Annotated in this window: 14 protein-coding genes; 5 read left to right on the top strand and 9 right to left on the bottom strand. The window is 53.8% G+C overall.

Going from position 1 to position 15,245, the window contains the following annotated elements; translation table 11 throughout:
• Positions 1–10 precede the first annotated feature (10 nt).
• From gcl to allA, 3 genes are all read right to left on the bottom strand, one after another.
• Positions 11–1,792 (bottom strand): glyoxylate carboligase, encoded by a 1,782-nt coding sequence (gene gcl, locus N7E69_RS14565; protein WP_001096859.1) that lies wholly within the window; start codon positions 1,790–1,792, stop codon positions 11–13.
• 84 nt (positions 1,793–1,876) lie between these two features.
• A complete protein-coding gene (gene allR, locus N7E69_RS14560; RefSeq protein ID WP_000141265.1) occupies positions 1,877–2,695 on the bottom strand; it encodes an HTH-type transcriptional repressor AllR in 819 nt (272 codons plus the stop codon).
• Positions 2,696–2,773: 78 nt separating this feature from the next.
• The gene (allA, locus tag N7E69_RS14555) at positions 2,774–3,256 is read right to left on the bottom strand and encodes an ureidoglycolate lyase (RefSeq protein ID WP_000764659.1); all 483 of its coding nucleotides are present in this window, start codon (positions 3,254–3,256) and stop codon (positions 2,774–2,776) included.
• Positions 3,257–3,482: 226 nt separating this feature from the next.
• On the opposite strand from allA, the gene allS reads away from it, so the two are divergent.
• Complete coding sequence (gene allS / locus N7E69_RS14550; protein WP_000460169.1) at positions 3,483–4,409, top strand: HTH-type transcriptional activator AllS; 927 nt, start codon at positions 3,483–3,485, stop codon at positions 4,407–4,409.
• A 69-nt stretch (positions 4,410–4,478) separates the two neighbouring features.
• Positions 4,479–5,573, top strand: coding sequence for a tRNA 2-selenouridine(34) synthase MnmH (gene mnmH, locus N7E69_RS14545; protein ID WP_001154062.1), 1,095 nt, complete (start codon positions 4,479–4,481; stop codon positions 5,571–5,573).
• 38 nt (positions 5,574–5,611) lie between these two features.
• Here mnmH and N7E69_RS14540 read toward each other — a convergent pair whose 3' ends face one another.
• The 6 genes from N7E69_RS14540 to ybbA form a co-directional block, all read right to left on the bottom strand.
• Entirely contained in the window at positions 5,612–6,271 is a 660-nt protein-coding gene (locus N7E69_RS14540) for a methionine ABC transporter permease (RefSeq protein ID WP_000342247.1), read from the bottom strand.
• Positions 6,264–7,280, bottom strand: coding sequence for a virulence-associated ABC transporter ATP-binding protein SfbB (sfbB, locus tag N7E69_RS14535; RefSeq protein ID WP_000569660.1), 1,017 nt, complete (start codon positions 7,278–7,280; stop codon positions 6,264–6,266). Before sfbB ends, N7E69_RS14540 begins: the two co-directional genes overlap by 8 nt.
• A 36-nt stretch (positions 7,281–7,316) precedes the next feature.
• Positions 7,317–8,147, bottom strand: a complete 831-nt coding sequence (locus tag N7E69_RS14530; protein ID WP_000524320.1) for a MetQ/NlpA family ABC transporter substrate-binding protein — start codon at positions 8,145–8,147, stop codon at positions 7,317–7,319.
• Between the two features lie 256 nt (positions 8,148–8,403).
• Positions 8,404–9,537 carry a porin gene (locus tag N7E69_RS14525; RefSeq protein ID WP_000152864.1) on the bottom strand — a complete coding sequence of 378 codons (1,134 nt, stop codon included), beginning with the start codon at positions 9,535–9,537 and terminating at the stop codon, positions 8,404–8,406.
• 185 nt (positions 9,538–9,722) lie between these two features.
• Complete coding sequence (ybbP, locus tag N7E69_RS14520) at positions 9,723–12,137, bottom strand: putative ABC transporter permease subunit YbbP (RefSeq protein ID WP_001751098.1); 2,415 nt, start codon at positions 12,135–12,137, stop codon at positions 9,723–9,725.
• On the bottom strand, positions 12,134–12,820 hold the full coding sequence (ybbA, locus tag N7E69_RS14515; protein ID WP_001110591.1) for a putative ABC transporter ATP-binding protein YbbA: 687 nt from the start codon (positions 12,818–12,820) through the stop codon (positions 12,134–12,136). Before ybbA ends, ybbP begins: the two co-directional genes overlap by 4 nt.
• On the opposite strand from ybbA, the gene tesA reads away from it, so the two are divergent.
• From tesA to cnoX, 3 genes are all read left to right on the top strand, one after another.
• The gene (gene tesA / locus N7E69_RS14510) at positions 12,791–13,405 is read left to right on the top strand and encodes a multifunctional acyl-CoA thioesterase I/protease I/lysophospholipase L1 (RefSeq protein ID WP_001010574.1); all 615 of its coding nucleotides are present in this window, start codon (positions 12,791–12,793) and stop codon (positions 13,403–13,405) included. The two genes, ybbA and tesA, sit on opposite strands and share 30 nt — an antisense overlap.
• Before the next feature lie 154 nt (positions 13,406–13,559).
• Positions 13,560–14,330: an SDR family oxidoreductase gene (locus N7E69_RS14505; RefSeq protein WP_001172804.1), complete on the top strand. Its 771-nt coding sequence runs from the start codon at positions 13,560–13,562 to the stop codon at positions 14,328–14,330.
• A gap of 59 nt (positions 14,331–14,389) precedes the next feature.
• Positions 14,390–15,244, top strand: coding sequence for a chaperedoxin (cnoX, locus tag N7E69_RS14500; protein ID WP_000116060.1), 855 nt, complete (start codon positions 14,390–14,392; stop codon positions 15,242–15,244).
• Position 15,245 lies beyond the last annotated feature (1 nt).

Raw genomic sequence — 15,245 nt, 5'->3', positions numbered from 1 at the left:
ATTACCTCCCTTACTCATATTTCATAAAACAGGTTTCTGTTGGCGCATCTTTCGCACTATCCGCAACCTCTTCAAACTCGGTTACGTTATCCAGTTCGCTGCCCATGGAAATATTGGTTACGCGTTCCAGAATGACTTCCACCACCACCGGAACGCGATATTGCGCCATCAGCGCTTTAGCTTGTTCAAATGCAGGCGCAATATCTTCCGGTTTAAAGACACGAATTGCTTTACAGCCTAACCCTTCTGCCACTTTTACATGGTCAACGCCATAGCCATTCACTTCGCTGGAGTTGATATTTTCAAAGGCGAGCTGTACGCAGTAGTCCATGTCAAATGCGCGTTGCGACTGGCGAATCAGACCAAGATAAGCGTTGTTAACCAGCACATGGATATACGGGATGTTAAACTGCGCGCCGACGGCTAACTCTTCAATCAGGAACTGGAAGTCGAAATCGCCGGAAATCGCCACCACATTGCGTTGCGGATCGGCAGCACAAACCCCTAATGCCGCCGGGATTGTCCAGCCAAGAGGCCCCGCCTGGCCGCAGTTGATCCAGTGTCTGTCTTTAAACACATGCAGCATCTGCGCTGCCGCGATTTGCGACAATCCAATGGTGGTGACATAGCACACATCGCGACCAAAGGCTTTGTTCATCTCTTCATAGACGCGCTGCGGCTTCACTGGCACGTTGTCAAAGTGGGTTTTACGCAGCAAAGTCCGTTTACGCTGCTGGCATTCGTCCACCCAGGTCTTCCGGCATGGCAAACGCCCCGCCTTTTGCATCTCCTGCGCGACATCGATCAGCAACGTTAGCGCCGCTTTGGCGTCCGAAACGATGCCCAGATCCGGGCACAACACGCGGCCAATTTGCGTCGGTTCAATATCGATATGGATGATTTTTCGCCCCTGAGTATATTTCTCAACGGACCCCGTATGACGGTTGGCGAAACGGTTACCGATGCCAAAAACCATATCGGATGCCAGCAGAGTGGCGTTGCCGTAGCGGTGCGCCGTTTGCAGGCCGACCATCCCCGCCATTAGGGGGTGATCGTCCGGGATACAGCCCCAGCCCATCAGGGTAGGGATCACCGGTACATTGGTCAGTTCGGCAAACTGCTGCAGCAGTGGCGCGGCGTCGGCGTTAATAACCCCGCCGCCCGCGACAATTACCGGACGCTCGGACTGAATCAGCATCTCCAGCGCCTTTTCAATCTGTACGCGGCTGGCGGCTGGCTTATATACCGGCAGCGGCTCATACATATCCGGATCGAATTCGATTTCCGCAACCTGGACATCAAACGGTAAATCAACCAGCACAGGACCTGGGCGGCCTGAGCGCATCAGATGAAAAGCCTGCTGTAATACGCGCGGCACCAGCGCCGCCTCACGAACCGTCACTGCCATCTTGCTGACTGGTTTTGCAATCGCTTCAATATCGACTGCCTGGAAATCTTCCTTGTGCAGACGCGCTCGTGGCGCCTGACCAGTAATGCATAAAATCGGGATAGAGTCGGCAGAAGCGGAATAGAGCGCGGTGATCATGTCGGTTCCCGCCGGGCCGGAAGTGCCCAGGCAAACCCCAATATTACCTGCCGCCGCACGTGTGTAGCCCTCAGCCATATGTGAAGCGCCTTCCACATGACGCGCCAGTATATGGCGAATGCCTCCATGCTTACGTATTGCAGAATAGAAGGGGTTGATTGCAGCCCCAGGAACGCCGAATGCTGTGGTGATACCTTCTTTTTCCAGCACATACATTGCCGCATCCACGGCTCTCATTTTTGCCATTTTATTGCTACCTCTTTTTATTGGAAAAAGTTTCCAACTTTTAAAAATTTTAAAAAAGTCCCGCTCCAGCGAGCGGGATGCGGCTCAGGCTACAGGGGGTTTTAGCCCAAGCGCCGTACTGATGTCTTTCGCGGTATCCCGTACCAGTTCACCCTGGCTGATAAAGCGATCTTCCGTCAGCCGGGAAGCCGGTCCCGATATTGAGATAGCGGCGACCACGCTGCCCGCATCGTCATAGATAGCGGAGGCGATACAATTCAGCCCGACAACATGTTCTTCCTGGTCAACGGTGTAGCCCTGTTCACGCGCCTGCTCCAGATTTTTAAGCAGGATAGGTAAATCCACCAGAGTGGTCGGCGTAAACCGCCGCAAACCGGTATTGACGACGATCCCCACCAGCTCTTCTTCGGTGAGCGGGTAAAGCAGCGCTTTTCCGGCGCCGGAAGCATGTAACGGCAGACGACTCCCTAAGGGCGCGCACATTCTGACCATCGATTTGCACTCCTTTTGACCGATTAACACCGCTTCATTACCGTTGCGAATCGCTACGTTGACCGTCTCGCCAGAAAGCAGCATAAGTCGGTGCATAAAGGGCCCGGCTACCGAGAGGACATCGCGATTATGAATATACGCAGAGCCCACATTAAATACGCCTAAACCAATATGCCACCAGCCAAGCTGGCTATCCTGGTACACAAAATCAGCCGCTTGCAGTACCTTTAACAGGCGAAACGTCGTAGAAAGCGGTAAATCCAGGCTGCCGGAAATATCGCTAACTGATGAACTGCCGCCGCTTCTTTCGAGATATTGCAATATCGCTATGCCCCTCTCCAGCGCCTGAGCGCCTTTCTGCGCAGTCGGCTCTGCCTGTCCTGGCCTGCCGCGTCGTCTTACTTCCGTCATATTTACGTTAACTCCGGCCCAAAATATGAGCATAAACAATGAACAATATGTTCATCTTATGCAAGAAGGCCAATAGCGTCACGCAAAACAGAGTTCATGTGTCGGGATACTTTCAACATCACAGTTATCGCTGCCGCCGCGATCCACCGTCAGAAAATCGGTAACCGTCTGCCACGCAAACAGCGGGTGATGCCATACATTACGGTGATAATTGACGCCCTGCCGTCCATTGCTAATAAACGCCCGCAGCGTGGAGAGATCGGGTTTATCATCGCCGAGCGCGACAATAACGACAAAAGCCTCGCCGTTCATCGGCACAAACGCCTGCGTACCTAAAGGATGACGTTCCAGTTCATGTACCACAATAGGCATCGCGGCCGGTTGCGCCCTGTTAATACTGATCAGCGTGCGATCCTGCTCCAGAACTTCAACCTTCGCCAGGTCGTGATATCGCTCAACTAACCCGTTGTTTATATGAAAAAAGTCACGTTCCTGCGTCTCAATAACATCGCCATAGGCGCTGAACGTCTTCTGATCTAACGGTAATACCTCAAGTTTCATTATTTTTCCCTTGTAGCTCGATTCCGTTTAACCGCGGTTTGGACTCTGTCCGGTTTCAATACCATGCAATCTAAAACCTTCGGGATTTAACATCAACATAAAAGTTGGAATATTTTTCCAAAAGTAGATTTAGACCACAAATCAAACATGGCTATTATGTAAAACTACTTAAAAATCATAGGAAAACAATTCTGGTTTTATCAGGATCGTAAGGAGGCGTCTGACGATGTTTGACCCGGAAACACTGCGTACCTTTATCAGCGTTGCCGAAACGGGGAGTTTCTCCAAAGCGGCGGAGCGCCTGTGTAAAACCACGGCAACCATTAGCTACCGCATCAAACTGTTGGAGGAAAATACCGGCGTAGGGCTGTTCTTTCGCACAACGCGAAGCGTCTCGTTGACGGCGGCGGGCTCTCACCTTCTCTCTCAGGCAAAAGACTGGCTTGCGTGGCTGGACAGCATGCCTGACGAGCTACGCCAGGTTAACGACGGCGTAGAGCGTCAGGTCAATATTGTGGTGAATAACCTGCTCTATAGCCCGCAAGCGGTCGCCAGTCTCTTATCGTGGCTTAATGCGCGTTACCCTTTCACTCAGTTTCACTTTTCCCGGCAAATTTATATGGGCGTCTGGGATTCGCTCCTGTATGAAGGTTTTTCGCTGGCGATTGGCGTAACTGGCACCGAGCCGTTGGCTAATACCTTTATGCTCGACCCTTTAGGTTCCGTACAATGGCGTTTTGTGATGTCTGCGGATCATCCTTTAGCTCACGTCAGCGGGCCTCTAACAGAAGCGCAGTTGCGCCGTTTCCCGGCAATTAATATCGAAGACAGCGCACGTACGCTGACCAAGCGGGTAGCCTGGCGCCTTCCGGGGCAGAAGGAAATTATCGTGCCTGATATGGAAACCAAAATCGCCGCTCATCTGGCAGGCGTCGGTATCGGTTTTGTCCCGCAGCCGCTTTGTCAAACGCTGATCGACAAAAACGAACTGGTAAGCTGTACCATCCCTACGATGCGTCCGCCCTCACCGTTAAGCCTCGCCTGGCATAAATTTGGCGGAGGCAAAGCGGTAGAAGACATTGTGAAATTATTTACCCAACGGCAACCCGAAATAGCCGGTTTTTTATCCATTTTCAATACCGTACGCTGTTAAAAATCAAGCCACTTTGCGAATTGGCGCGTAAAATAACGCAAGGGATGATTTGAGGTTACGTTTTACGTTATGCAAGACAGACAAAAAGCACAGGACTATCGCGCGATCCTCCTTGCCGATACGCCTTTAATTGATGTACGCGCGCCGATTGAGTTTGAACAGGGCGCCATGCCGGGCGCTATCAACCTGCCATTGATGATGGATGACGAGCGAGCCGCCGTCGGCACCTGCTACAAACGTCAGGGCGCGGATGCGGCGTTAGCGTTGGGGCATCGGCTGGTTTGCGGCGACATTCGCCAGCAGCGGCTTGAGGCCTGGAAAGCCGCGTATCAACGTTTCCCCAACGGGTATCTGTGCTGCGCGCGCGGCGGTCAGCGGTCACATATCGTACAACGTTGGCTGCAAGAAACAGGGATTGACTGCCCGCTTATTGAAGGCGGCTATAAAGCGCTGCGCCAGACAGCAATTCAGGCGACCTGGCAACTGGCGCAAAAACCGATACTTTTAATTGGCGGCTGTACGGGCAGCGGCAAAACGCAACTGGTGCGACAACAGCCCAACGGCGTGGATCTGGAAGGTCTTGCGCGTCATCGCGGCTCCTCTTTTGGCCGCACGCTGAACCCCCAGCTCAGCCAGGCCAGTTTTGAAAACAAACTTGCCGTTGAATTGCTGAAAATTAACGCGCGTCAGACGCTAAAAAGGTGGGTACTGGAAGATGAAGGGCGAACGATCGGCGCCAACCATCTGCCTGAGTGTTTACGCGAAAGAATGGCGCAGGCCCCCATTGCGGTAGTGGAAGATCCGTTTGCGCTTCGTCTGGAACGACTGCGTGAAGAGTATTTCATCCGTATGCATCACGACTTCACCCACGCCTACGGCGATGAAGCCGGTTGGCAGGCGTATAGTGAATATCTTCATCATGGACTGTTCGCTATTCGCCGCCGTCTGGGGTTGCAACGCTTTGCCGAACTGACGGACACGCTGGATAGGGCGCTGGCGGAGCAATTATCCAGCGGCAGCACCGACGGCCATATGGCATGGCTGGTTCCGCTACTTAACGAATATTACGACCCGATGTATCGCTATCAACTGGAGAAAAAAGCCGCGAATATCGTTTTTCGCGGCCCATGGCAAGACGTTGCCAACTGGCTAAAAGCGCAATAGCTTATTTTTATTGCCGGCTGACGCTACATTGAGCCGGCTTAGTGTCTGTCGCGCTTGTCGGCACGTTTTGCCAGCCAGTCGCCCAGCATCTGAACGACCTGAACCAGCACAATCAGCGCCACTACGGTAACAACCATCACTTCGGTTTCGTAACGGTAGTAGCCATAGCGAATCGCCAGGTCGCCTACCCCGCCGCCGCCGACAATCCCGGCCATCGCCGAGTAGCCGATTAAGCTTACCAGCGTAATCGTCAGGCCGCGCAGCAGCCCTGCGCTGGCTTCCGGCAACAGTACGGTACAGATAATACGCATCGGACTAGCGCCGAATGCCAGCGCCGCCTCAATAATCCCTTTATCGACTTCACGGAGCGCGCTATCTACCAGGCGTGCATAAAACGCGATTGCGGCCACCGACAGCGGGACGGAGGCTGCAATCGGGCCAATCGTATTGCCCAGCAAAAGCTGCGTTAGCGGCAGTAACAGCACCAGTAAAATAACAAATGGCACCGAGCGGATAATATTCACCAGAACCGAGGCGACGAGATAAATAAAACGGTTCTGCCAGAACAGATGACGATCGGTGACAAAAATCAGAAAACCGAGCGGTAGACCGCCAAGAATCGCCAGCACCGTTGAAATACTCAACATCTGGAAAGTTTCATTGAACGCCAGCGTTAAATCCGGCAATAAATCATCCACGGATCACCTCCACCTGTGCGGTACGTTGACGGATATGCTCCACGGCGGCGGCCACCGCCGTTGGATTATGCGGCGCGGTTAATTGCACCACCAGAATGCCCAACGCGCGTTCGCCGATATATTCAATCTTGCCATGCAGGATATTGACCGCGACGCCAAACTTGATCGCCACCTCCGACAGTACCGGCTGCTCCGCCGAATCGCCGATAAACAAAATTTTCAGCAACTGCCCGGGCAGGTGTTCCCGTAAACGTTCCGGCAGGGTCAAATTAAGGGTATGAGACACCAGTTGCTGTGTGAAAGCGTGTTGCGGGTGGGCAAACACATCAAACACCTCGCCCGATTCCACAACCTTACCGCCCGACATCACCGCCACGCGATCGCAAATAGATTTGATCACGTTCATTTCATGGGTGATCAGCACAATAGTAATCCCGAGCTGTGCGTTGATCTGTCTGAGCAGAGCCAGAATCGTGGCGGAAGTTTCCAGATCCAGAGCGGAAGTTGGTTCGTCACACAACAACACATCCGGATGGTTAGCGATGGCGCGCGCTATCCCCACCCGCTGTTTTTGCCCGCCGCTGAGCTGTACCGGAAAACGGTTCGCTTTATCGGCAAGGCCCACCAGCGTTAAAATTTCCGCCACCCGTGGCGCGATTTTGCTGCGTTCCCAGCCAGCCGCTTTCAGGCTAAACGCAACGTTTTGCGCCACTGTCCGGGTATGCATTAAGTTAAAATGCTGGAAAATCATACCAATACGCTGCCGCGCCTGGCGTAACGCTTTTCCGTCCAGCGCCGAAATTTCCACGCCGTTGACGTTGACGCGCCCCTGGCTGGGACGCGTTAAGGCGTTCAGGGTACGCAGCAGAGTGCTTTTTCCTGCGCCGCTGGTACCGACAATGCCAAAAATCTCGCCCGCGGCGATATGCAGGCTCACATCATCCACCGCGCGCGTGGGGGTACCGCGACCGGCGGTAAAATCGACGCAGACTTTTTCTATTTCAATCATATTCACCTCAGAAATTGGGGATGGCTACCGCTGCGATCAGGGTGTCGCGGTCATCCATTCCGGTTTCTGGAAGGCGCTATAAATATTCTTTGGATCGTCGATGACCGCGCGATAAGCCGGCGATTTCACCGCCTCGACAATATCTTTGGCAAACGGCTTATCGGCATCTTCACTGCGTACCGCAATGATATTTTTCAGATTCTCATCCAGGTGTTCCTGCTTAATCGCGCTGGAGAGATCGAGTCCTGCCGCCACCGCAAAGTTCCCGTTAACCAGCGCGCCGGTCACGCCATCCAGCGTGCGCGGTAGCTGTGCGGCTTCCAGCGGTTTGAAAACCAGTCCTTTTGGATTGCTGGCGATATCTCGTTCAGAGGCTTTGGTCGGATCGATATTGTCCTTAATCGTGATAAGCCCCAACGATTGCAGGAAGCGAAGGCCGCGCGCCAGGTTGGTCGGATCGTTGGAGAGGGTAATAATGTCCCCTTTTTTAAGCGCATCCAGCCTGTTGATTTTACGTGAATAGAAGCCCATCCCGGCGGTCGGTACCACAATAAGTTTGCTGAGCTTCAACCCTTTGTCAGCGGTGAATTTGTCAAAATAGAGGGTATGTTGAAAGAGGTTGGCGTCAATGCTGCCGTTAGCTAACGCCATATTGGGCTGGACATAGTCGCTAAACTCGCGCACCACAACCTTATACCCTTTTTCTTTTAATGTCGGCGCAATCGCCTGCTTCACCATATCGCCATACGGCCCTGGCGCGACGCCAAATACGATCGTTTGCGGGGAACTATTGGCATGGGCAAACTGTAATCCGCAGGCCAGTAATAGCGTGCTGGCCGCAATGCGTAAACTCTGACGCAATCCCATAATTTCTCCATTTTAAATAGTGTGATGCTGTGCCGGATGCCGTTCATGCGGCATCGTCTGTTTTGGCCCAAACGAAAGGCTATTTCTTAACATGACACAGATCACAGCCTGCTGTCCTTGAAATTATTTCATGATGTTTCCTGGTGTGTCGTTAAATGTACGAGGCAGGCGCTCAGGCGTGTGTCAGGCGGGAATGGCGTAAAGGGAAATGCCGGATAAGAGGTCTTAACGCCAACATCCGGCAGAGGAAAACGCTTTAGAAATCGTAACGCAGACGCACCAGGTTCATATCGCCCAGATTGTCAGTGCTGGAAGTGAAAACATGTTCATAATCAACGCGGAAACCATAATCCAGTTGGAAGGTGATCCCCACGCCGTTATCGGTGCGCAGATAGTCGCGGCCATTCACATATTCAATGCGGTCGCCCATAAAGTACGGTTGAATAGCTTTCACGGCATACTGACCAATCGGGAAAGCGTAACCGACAAAATATTCCAGACCCCACGCATCGCCGGCAAAGTAATCATTCACAGACACTTTTTTGGTCGTCATAAAGTTCTGATACCAACCGCCGCCTGCGGCGATAGTCCAGTTTTCCGGCGTCCAGCTTAACGCGGTACCGACAATATTTTGATCGTAAGTTTTATTGCTGTTGCCGCGCATCTCCGCACGGGTATAGTTCCATGCCGTCCCCCAGGTCAGATCGTCGGTGAGATGATAATCCGCGCCTAAAGAACCGCCGCCTTTACGCTTGTAATTCAGGCCGTTATTGGCATTATAATCGTCGCTGAACAGATAAGACGCGTAGAGATCGACATTGCCAATGCTTTTCTTATACTTCAATGACTTACGCGTGCGATAAGAACCATCGTAGTCGCCGTTAATCCCGTTGCCCGGCGCCTGACCTATCATGTCGTAATCCCAGATATCGGTTTTTACGCCCACCACATCGTAATAAATGCTGTTCTGTTGACCGAAGGTCAGCGTTCCCCACGTCGCGCTCTTGAAGCCGGTATACAGCATACGGCGAGTGGTATCAGTCGCGCCCTTCGCATAATGGTTATCCCAGTCAAATACCGCAGGGATATTGACGCCCAGCTCGTAATAGCTAATCCAACTGATATCATCAAACAGATAATAATCCGCGGCGAAGCGGAAACGCGTCCCGCCATCAAAACCATTACGTTTATAACCGTTCGCGCCGTCATTGCCGGTCATATTCTGGAACTGCGGACGAATACTCCCGCCGACGGTGAAATTGAGTCGGCTGAGTGGATTACCCGCCTGGGGATCTTGTTTTAAAACGATGATTTCCGCCTGAGTGGCGAAAGGCATGAAAGCCACTGCCGCGCCGATCGATGCCGCCAACGCTGTTATTTTAATTGTCATTATATTTTCCTTGATAGATAGCCAATCCAAATCATTTAGCAGGCAAATAATAACTGTTATAAAACCTTACGTGTTGTGTATTTTTTAATGATTTGTGCTACTAAAAATCAAGGAGTTATCAATTTGTGCGACTAAAAAAGTACGCGCCGTTTTAAAAACCGGCGCGAAATTATTCACATCATGAATCATCCGCTAAACTGTCGGAATAGCGCTTTGCCTTTCAGCAAACGAACGCCAAGCCAGCCGCCGCATACGGAAAGCAGCAGCGCGCCGCAAAACGGCAGTGCGCCCCATAAACGCCAGTCCGGCTCCCAGGGGAAATCAAAAACGTTGATTTGTAAGATCGCCAGCGCCGTTTCCGCGCCAATCGCGGCGACCAGCCCGGCAACTAACCCCAGCATGGCGAATTCGCACCAGAGTGTGGTACGCAACAGTTTCTTTCCGGCTCCTAACGTGCGCCACACCACCAGCTCCTGATGGCGCTGACGCATCCCGACCTGTACCTGAGCCAGTAATAGCAACATGCCGCAGAGGGTGACTAGCACAACCATCACCTCCAGCGCCCGACTGACCTGCTCCAGCACCTGTCCCACCTGTTTCAGGATCGCCCCGATATCTAACAGGCTGACGGTAGGAAACTCGCGGTTAAGCTGCGTTAACATGCCGTTGCCATTCTCCCAGCGAAAACTGGTCAACCAGCTTTGTGGTTGCCCGTCCAGCGCCCCGGAAGGAAAAATGAAGAAAAAGTTGGGCCGCAGGCTTTCCCAGTCCACTTGACGCAGGCTGGTGACTTTAGCGCTAAATGCCTGGGTATCGCCCATAAAGGTTACGCTATCGCCGAGTTTGACGTTCAGCCGCTTCGCCAGCCCCTCTTCCATAGAGACTTCGCCCGGTTTTGGCGGCCAGTGACCGGCGACCAGCGGATTATGCGCCGGGCGCGTATCCTGCCAGGTCAAATTCAGTTCACGGTTGAGCGACTCATCCTGCTGACCTTCCGTCGGATTACCGTTTATCCTGGTTAACCGCGCCCGCACAATCGGATAAAACGTCTGCGGAATCACCTGATGTTCTGCCAAAAAGGCTTTCAGCGGCGCAACCTGTTCTGAAGCAATATTGATAAGGAAATAGTTCGGACTTTCCGGCGGGAGCTGCTGTTGCCAGCGATCAAGGAGGTCGCCGCGCAGCACCAGCAAGAGCGCCAGCAGCATAAACGAAAGCGAAAACGCCGAAAGCTGACTCAACGTTGACCACGGCTGACGCAGAAGTCGGCTGACGGCCAGACGCAGCGGTAGCGACGTCAACGTCATGCCGCGCAGCACGTTAAGCAGCATCCAGCCCACCAGACCGCACAGCAGCGCCAGTATCACGGCGCCCGCCAGAACCGCCCACAACAGCATACTTCCGCCCATCAATCCGGCGAGCAGCGCCACCACGACGGCGCAGGCAACAGGCAAATAAATTTTTAACGGCCAGACGCGAGCAACAACATCGCGGCGCAGCACCCGTAGCGGCTGGGTCGCCAGCAACAATCGATAAGGCCGTAAACCGACCAGCAGAGAGATGACCGTCATCGCGCCCAGCGCCCACAGCCAGGGCCACAGGCTGGCGGGCGGCAAATCGGCGGGCAATACCGGTTTTAGCAGCACCAGCAATATGTTTTCAAACAGTAACCCAATCGCGCCTCCCGTGACGGCGGAAAGCCCCAGCACCATCAACCACTGTCCGATAATAAGTTTACGCAACTGGGCCCGGCCCGCGCCCAACGTTTTTAAAATCGCCACCAGATCGTAGCGGCTACGGCAGTAATGGCTCATCGCCACCGCGACGGCAGCTACCGCCAGCAGTAGCGTTAATAACGCCGAAAGCAGCAAAAACTGCTGCGAACGTTCGAGCGATTTCCCCAATGCCCCGTCATCCTCCTCCAGTCCGTACCAGCGATGTTCCGGTTTAAGCTGCGGTAACAGCCAGCTTTCATAGCCAGCAAGCTGTTGCGGCGTTCCGCCGAATTTATACCGCCACATCACGCGGCTCCCCGGCTGTATCGCACCGGTTTTTTCCACATCGGCCATATTCATCATCAGACGCGGCGCCATCTGAAAAGGGTTAAACCCGGAATCCGGCTCCTGCGCCACTTCACCGGCAATACGCAAGGTCACGTCGCCGACATCAATGGTATCGCCCGTTTTCAAATTAAGCAGCGCCATCAGACGCGGCGCCAGCAGTACGCTACCCGGCTGCGGTTTCACTCCGTCAGGACGGGTTTGCAATTCGCCGTACATCGGATAAACGCTATCTACCGCCTTCACGCTGGCCAGTTGCGGCGTATCGCCGGCAAACGTCATGGTCGCAAAGGTTAACTGCTCGCCCACGTTAAGGCCGCGTTTACGCGCCTCTTCAAGCCAGGCTTTCGGTACCTCCCGCGAACTTTGCAGAGTCCGATCGCCTGCCATAAACTCGCGGCTTTGCTGACTTAACCCTTTTTCCATCCGGTCGCTGATACTGCCGAGCGCCAGTACGCAGGCCACCGCCAGACTCAACGCCAGCCAGACAATAATCAGCGACGGCGAGCGCCATTCGCGCCAGAACCAGCGAGCTATCATACCTCCTCCTGTAACTGACCGTTGACCAACCGCAGCCGCCGGTCGCAGCGCGCCGCCAGCGCCGGGTCGTGCGTCACCAGAATCAGCGTGGTGCCGTGCTCGCGGTTAAGCGAAAATAGCAGGTCGGCGATTTTATCTCCGGTCTGACGGTCAAGGTTGCCCGTCGGCTCATCGGCAAACAGCACATCAGGACGCCCGTTAAACGCGCGCGCCAGCGCTACGCGCTGCTGTTCGCCGCCGGAAAGCTGTGCCGGAAGGTGGTCAAGCCGTTTTCCCAGTCCCAGTTGTTCGAGCAGCGCTTTCGCCCCCGCCTTACTCTGACCGCTGTTTTCACCGCGTAGCAGGGCCGGTAGCTCAACGTTTTCCAGCGCGTTAAGCGTAGGAATAAGCATGAAGGATTGAAAAACAAAACCGACATGCTGAGCGCGAAGCTGCGCCCGCGCCTCTTCGTCCATCTGGTGAAGCAGTTTCCCGACCAGACTGACCTCTCCGCTACTGCCGTCATCCAGTCCAGCGAGAATCGCCAGCAGCGTAGATTTTCCCGATCCTGATTCGCCAATCAGCGCAATGGTTTCGCCGCGTTTGACAACCAGTTCAACTCCGGTAAGGATGGAAAGCTCATGCTCACCCTGACCGACGGACTTCCTGAGACGATGAACTTCAACACTGTTTTCCGCTGGCATTTGCCCTTCCTGTTTTTGATCCTGTTAACTTTCCGTGCCGCCGCCGCAGACACCTTATTAATTCTGGGCGATAGCCTCAGCGCCGGTTACCGTATGGCCGCCAGCGCGGCATGGCCGTCGCTCCTTAATGATAAATGGCAAAACAAAACGTCGGTCGTTAATGCCAGTATAAGCGGAGATACCTCGCAGCAGGGACTGGCGCGTTTGCCGGCGCTGTTGCAACAGCATCACCCGCGCTGGGTAGTGGTGGAACTTGGCGGCAACGATGGCCTACGCGGTTTTGCGCCTGCGCAAACCGAACAGACGCTACGTAAAATCATTCAGACGGTGAAAGCCGCCGATGCCCAACCGTTACTGATGCAAATTCATCTGCCCGCTAACTACGGTCGCCGTTATAATGAATCCTTTAGCGCCATTTATCCTAAGCTCGCCAAAGAGTTCGATATTCCTCTGTTACCGTTTTTTATGGAAGAGGTATATCTGAAACCGCAGTGGATGCAGGATGACGGCATTCATCCCAACCGCGACGCCCAGCCGTTTATTGCCGACTGGATGGCGAAGCAGTTGACCCCTTTTCTCTCCTGAATAATTCGAGTTGCATGAAGGCGGCACGTAAGAGAATTTCCAGGAGCATAGATACCTATGTGACTGGAGTAAACGAACGCACAGGCAACTTGAAGTATGACGGATATAGTTAACCACGACTCTTAAATCAACGGAGATCCTGACAGGTAAAGTTATGCAAAAATCGGTCTTAATAACAGGATGTTCCAGCGGAATCGGTCTGGACAGCGCGCTTGAGCTTAAACGCCAGGGCTTTCAAATCCTGGCGGGCTGCCGCAAACCTGATGATGTCGCCCGGATGAACAGTATGGGATTTACCGGCGTGTTGATCGATCTCGACTCCCCTGAAAGCGTGGATCGTGCCGCCGATGAAGTGATCGCCCTGACCGATAATCGTCTGTATGGGATCTTTAACAATGCCGGCTACGGCGTGTATGGCCCCCTTTCCACCATCAGCCGTGAGCAGATGGAGCAACAGTTTTCCAGTAATTTCTTCGGCGCGCATCAGCTTACTATGCGCTTACTTCCCGCCATGTTGCCGCATGGCGAAGGACGCATTGTGATGACCTCATCGGTGATGGGGCTGATTTCCACCCCAGGGCGCGGCGCTTACGCCGCCAGCAAATATGCGCTCGAAGCCTGGTCTGACGCGCTACGTATGGAGCTACGGCACACAGGCATTAAAGTGAGCCTGATAGAACCGGGGCCGATTCGTACCCGTTTTACCGATAACGTTAACCAGACGCAGCGTGATAAACCGGTAGAAAATCCCGGCATCGCCGCACGTTTCACCCGCGATCCTGACGCGGTAGTAGCGAAAGTACGTCATGCTTTTGCAAGCGATAAACCCAGGCTGCGCTATCCTGTTACGCTGGTCACCTGGGCGGTGATGGCGCTGAAACGCCTATTGCCGGGCCGGATGCTGGATAAAATTTTACAAAGCTGAGTTGAAGCGCGCCAGTCAGCCCCCATGTAAACGTGACACAGACAAAAGAGAGCGACGCCATGTCCGTACAGAACATTGTCAATATTAATGAATCCAACCTGCAGCAGACCTTAGAGCAGTCCATGACCACGCCGGTACTGTTCTATTTCTGGTCTGAACGCAGCCAACACTGTCTGCAATTAACGCCAGTGCTGGAAAGTCTGGCTGCCCAGTACCACGGTCAGTTTATTCTGGCAAAGCTGGACTGCGACGCCGAACAGATGATCGCCGCTCAGTTTGGGCTGCGCGCCATCCCGACAGTCTATCTGTTCCAGAATGGCCAACCGGTCGATGGTTTCCAGGGGCCGCAGCCGGAAGAGGCGATCCGCGCTCTGCTGGATAAAGTACTGCCGCGTGAAGAAGAGCTAAAAGCGCAACAAGCGATGCAGTTAATGCAGGAGGGCAACTACATTGACGCGCTGCCGTTGCTCAAAGACGCCTGGCAGCTCTCTTCGCAGAACAGTGAGATTGGCCTGTTACTGGCGGAAGCGCAAATTGCTCTAAACCGCTCTGAAGAGGCCGAAGCGGTATTAAAAACTATACCGCTACAGGATCAGGATACCCGTTACCAGGGGCTGGTTGCGCAGATCGAACTGCTTAAACAGGCGGCGGATACGCCGGAAATTCAGCAACTTCAGCAGCAAGTCGCGGAGAATCCGCAGGATGCGGCTTTGGCAACGCAACTGGCGTTGCAGTTGCACCAGGTCGGACGTAATGAAGAAGCGCTGGAATTGCTGTTCAGCCATCTGAGAAAAGATCTTGCCGCCGCCGAGGGACAGACGCGCAAAACCTTCCAGGAGATCCTTGCCGCGCTCGGCACCGGCGACGCGCTGGCGTCGAAATACCGCCGCCAGTTGTACGCGCTACTGTATTAAT

Origin of the sequence: Salmonella sp. 3C, from assembly GCF_025426275.1 — a bacterium.
GTDB lineage: Bacteria > Pseudomonadota > Gammaproteobacteria > Enterobacterales > Enterobacteriaceae > Salmonella > Salmonella enterica.
The sequence above is the reverse complement of the archived record's forward strand: the minus strand, read 5'-3'. Positions and strand labels throughout refer to the sequence as shown.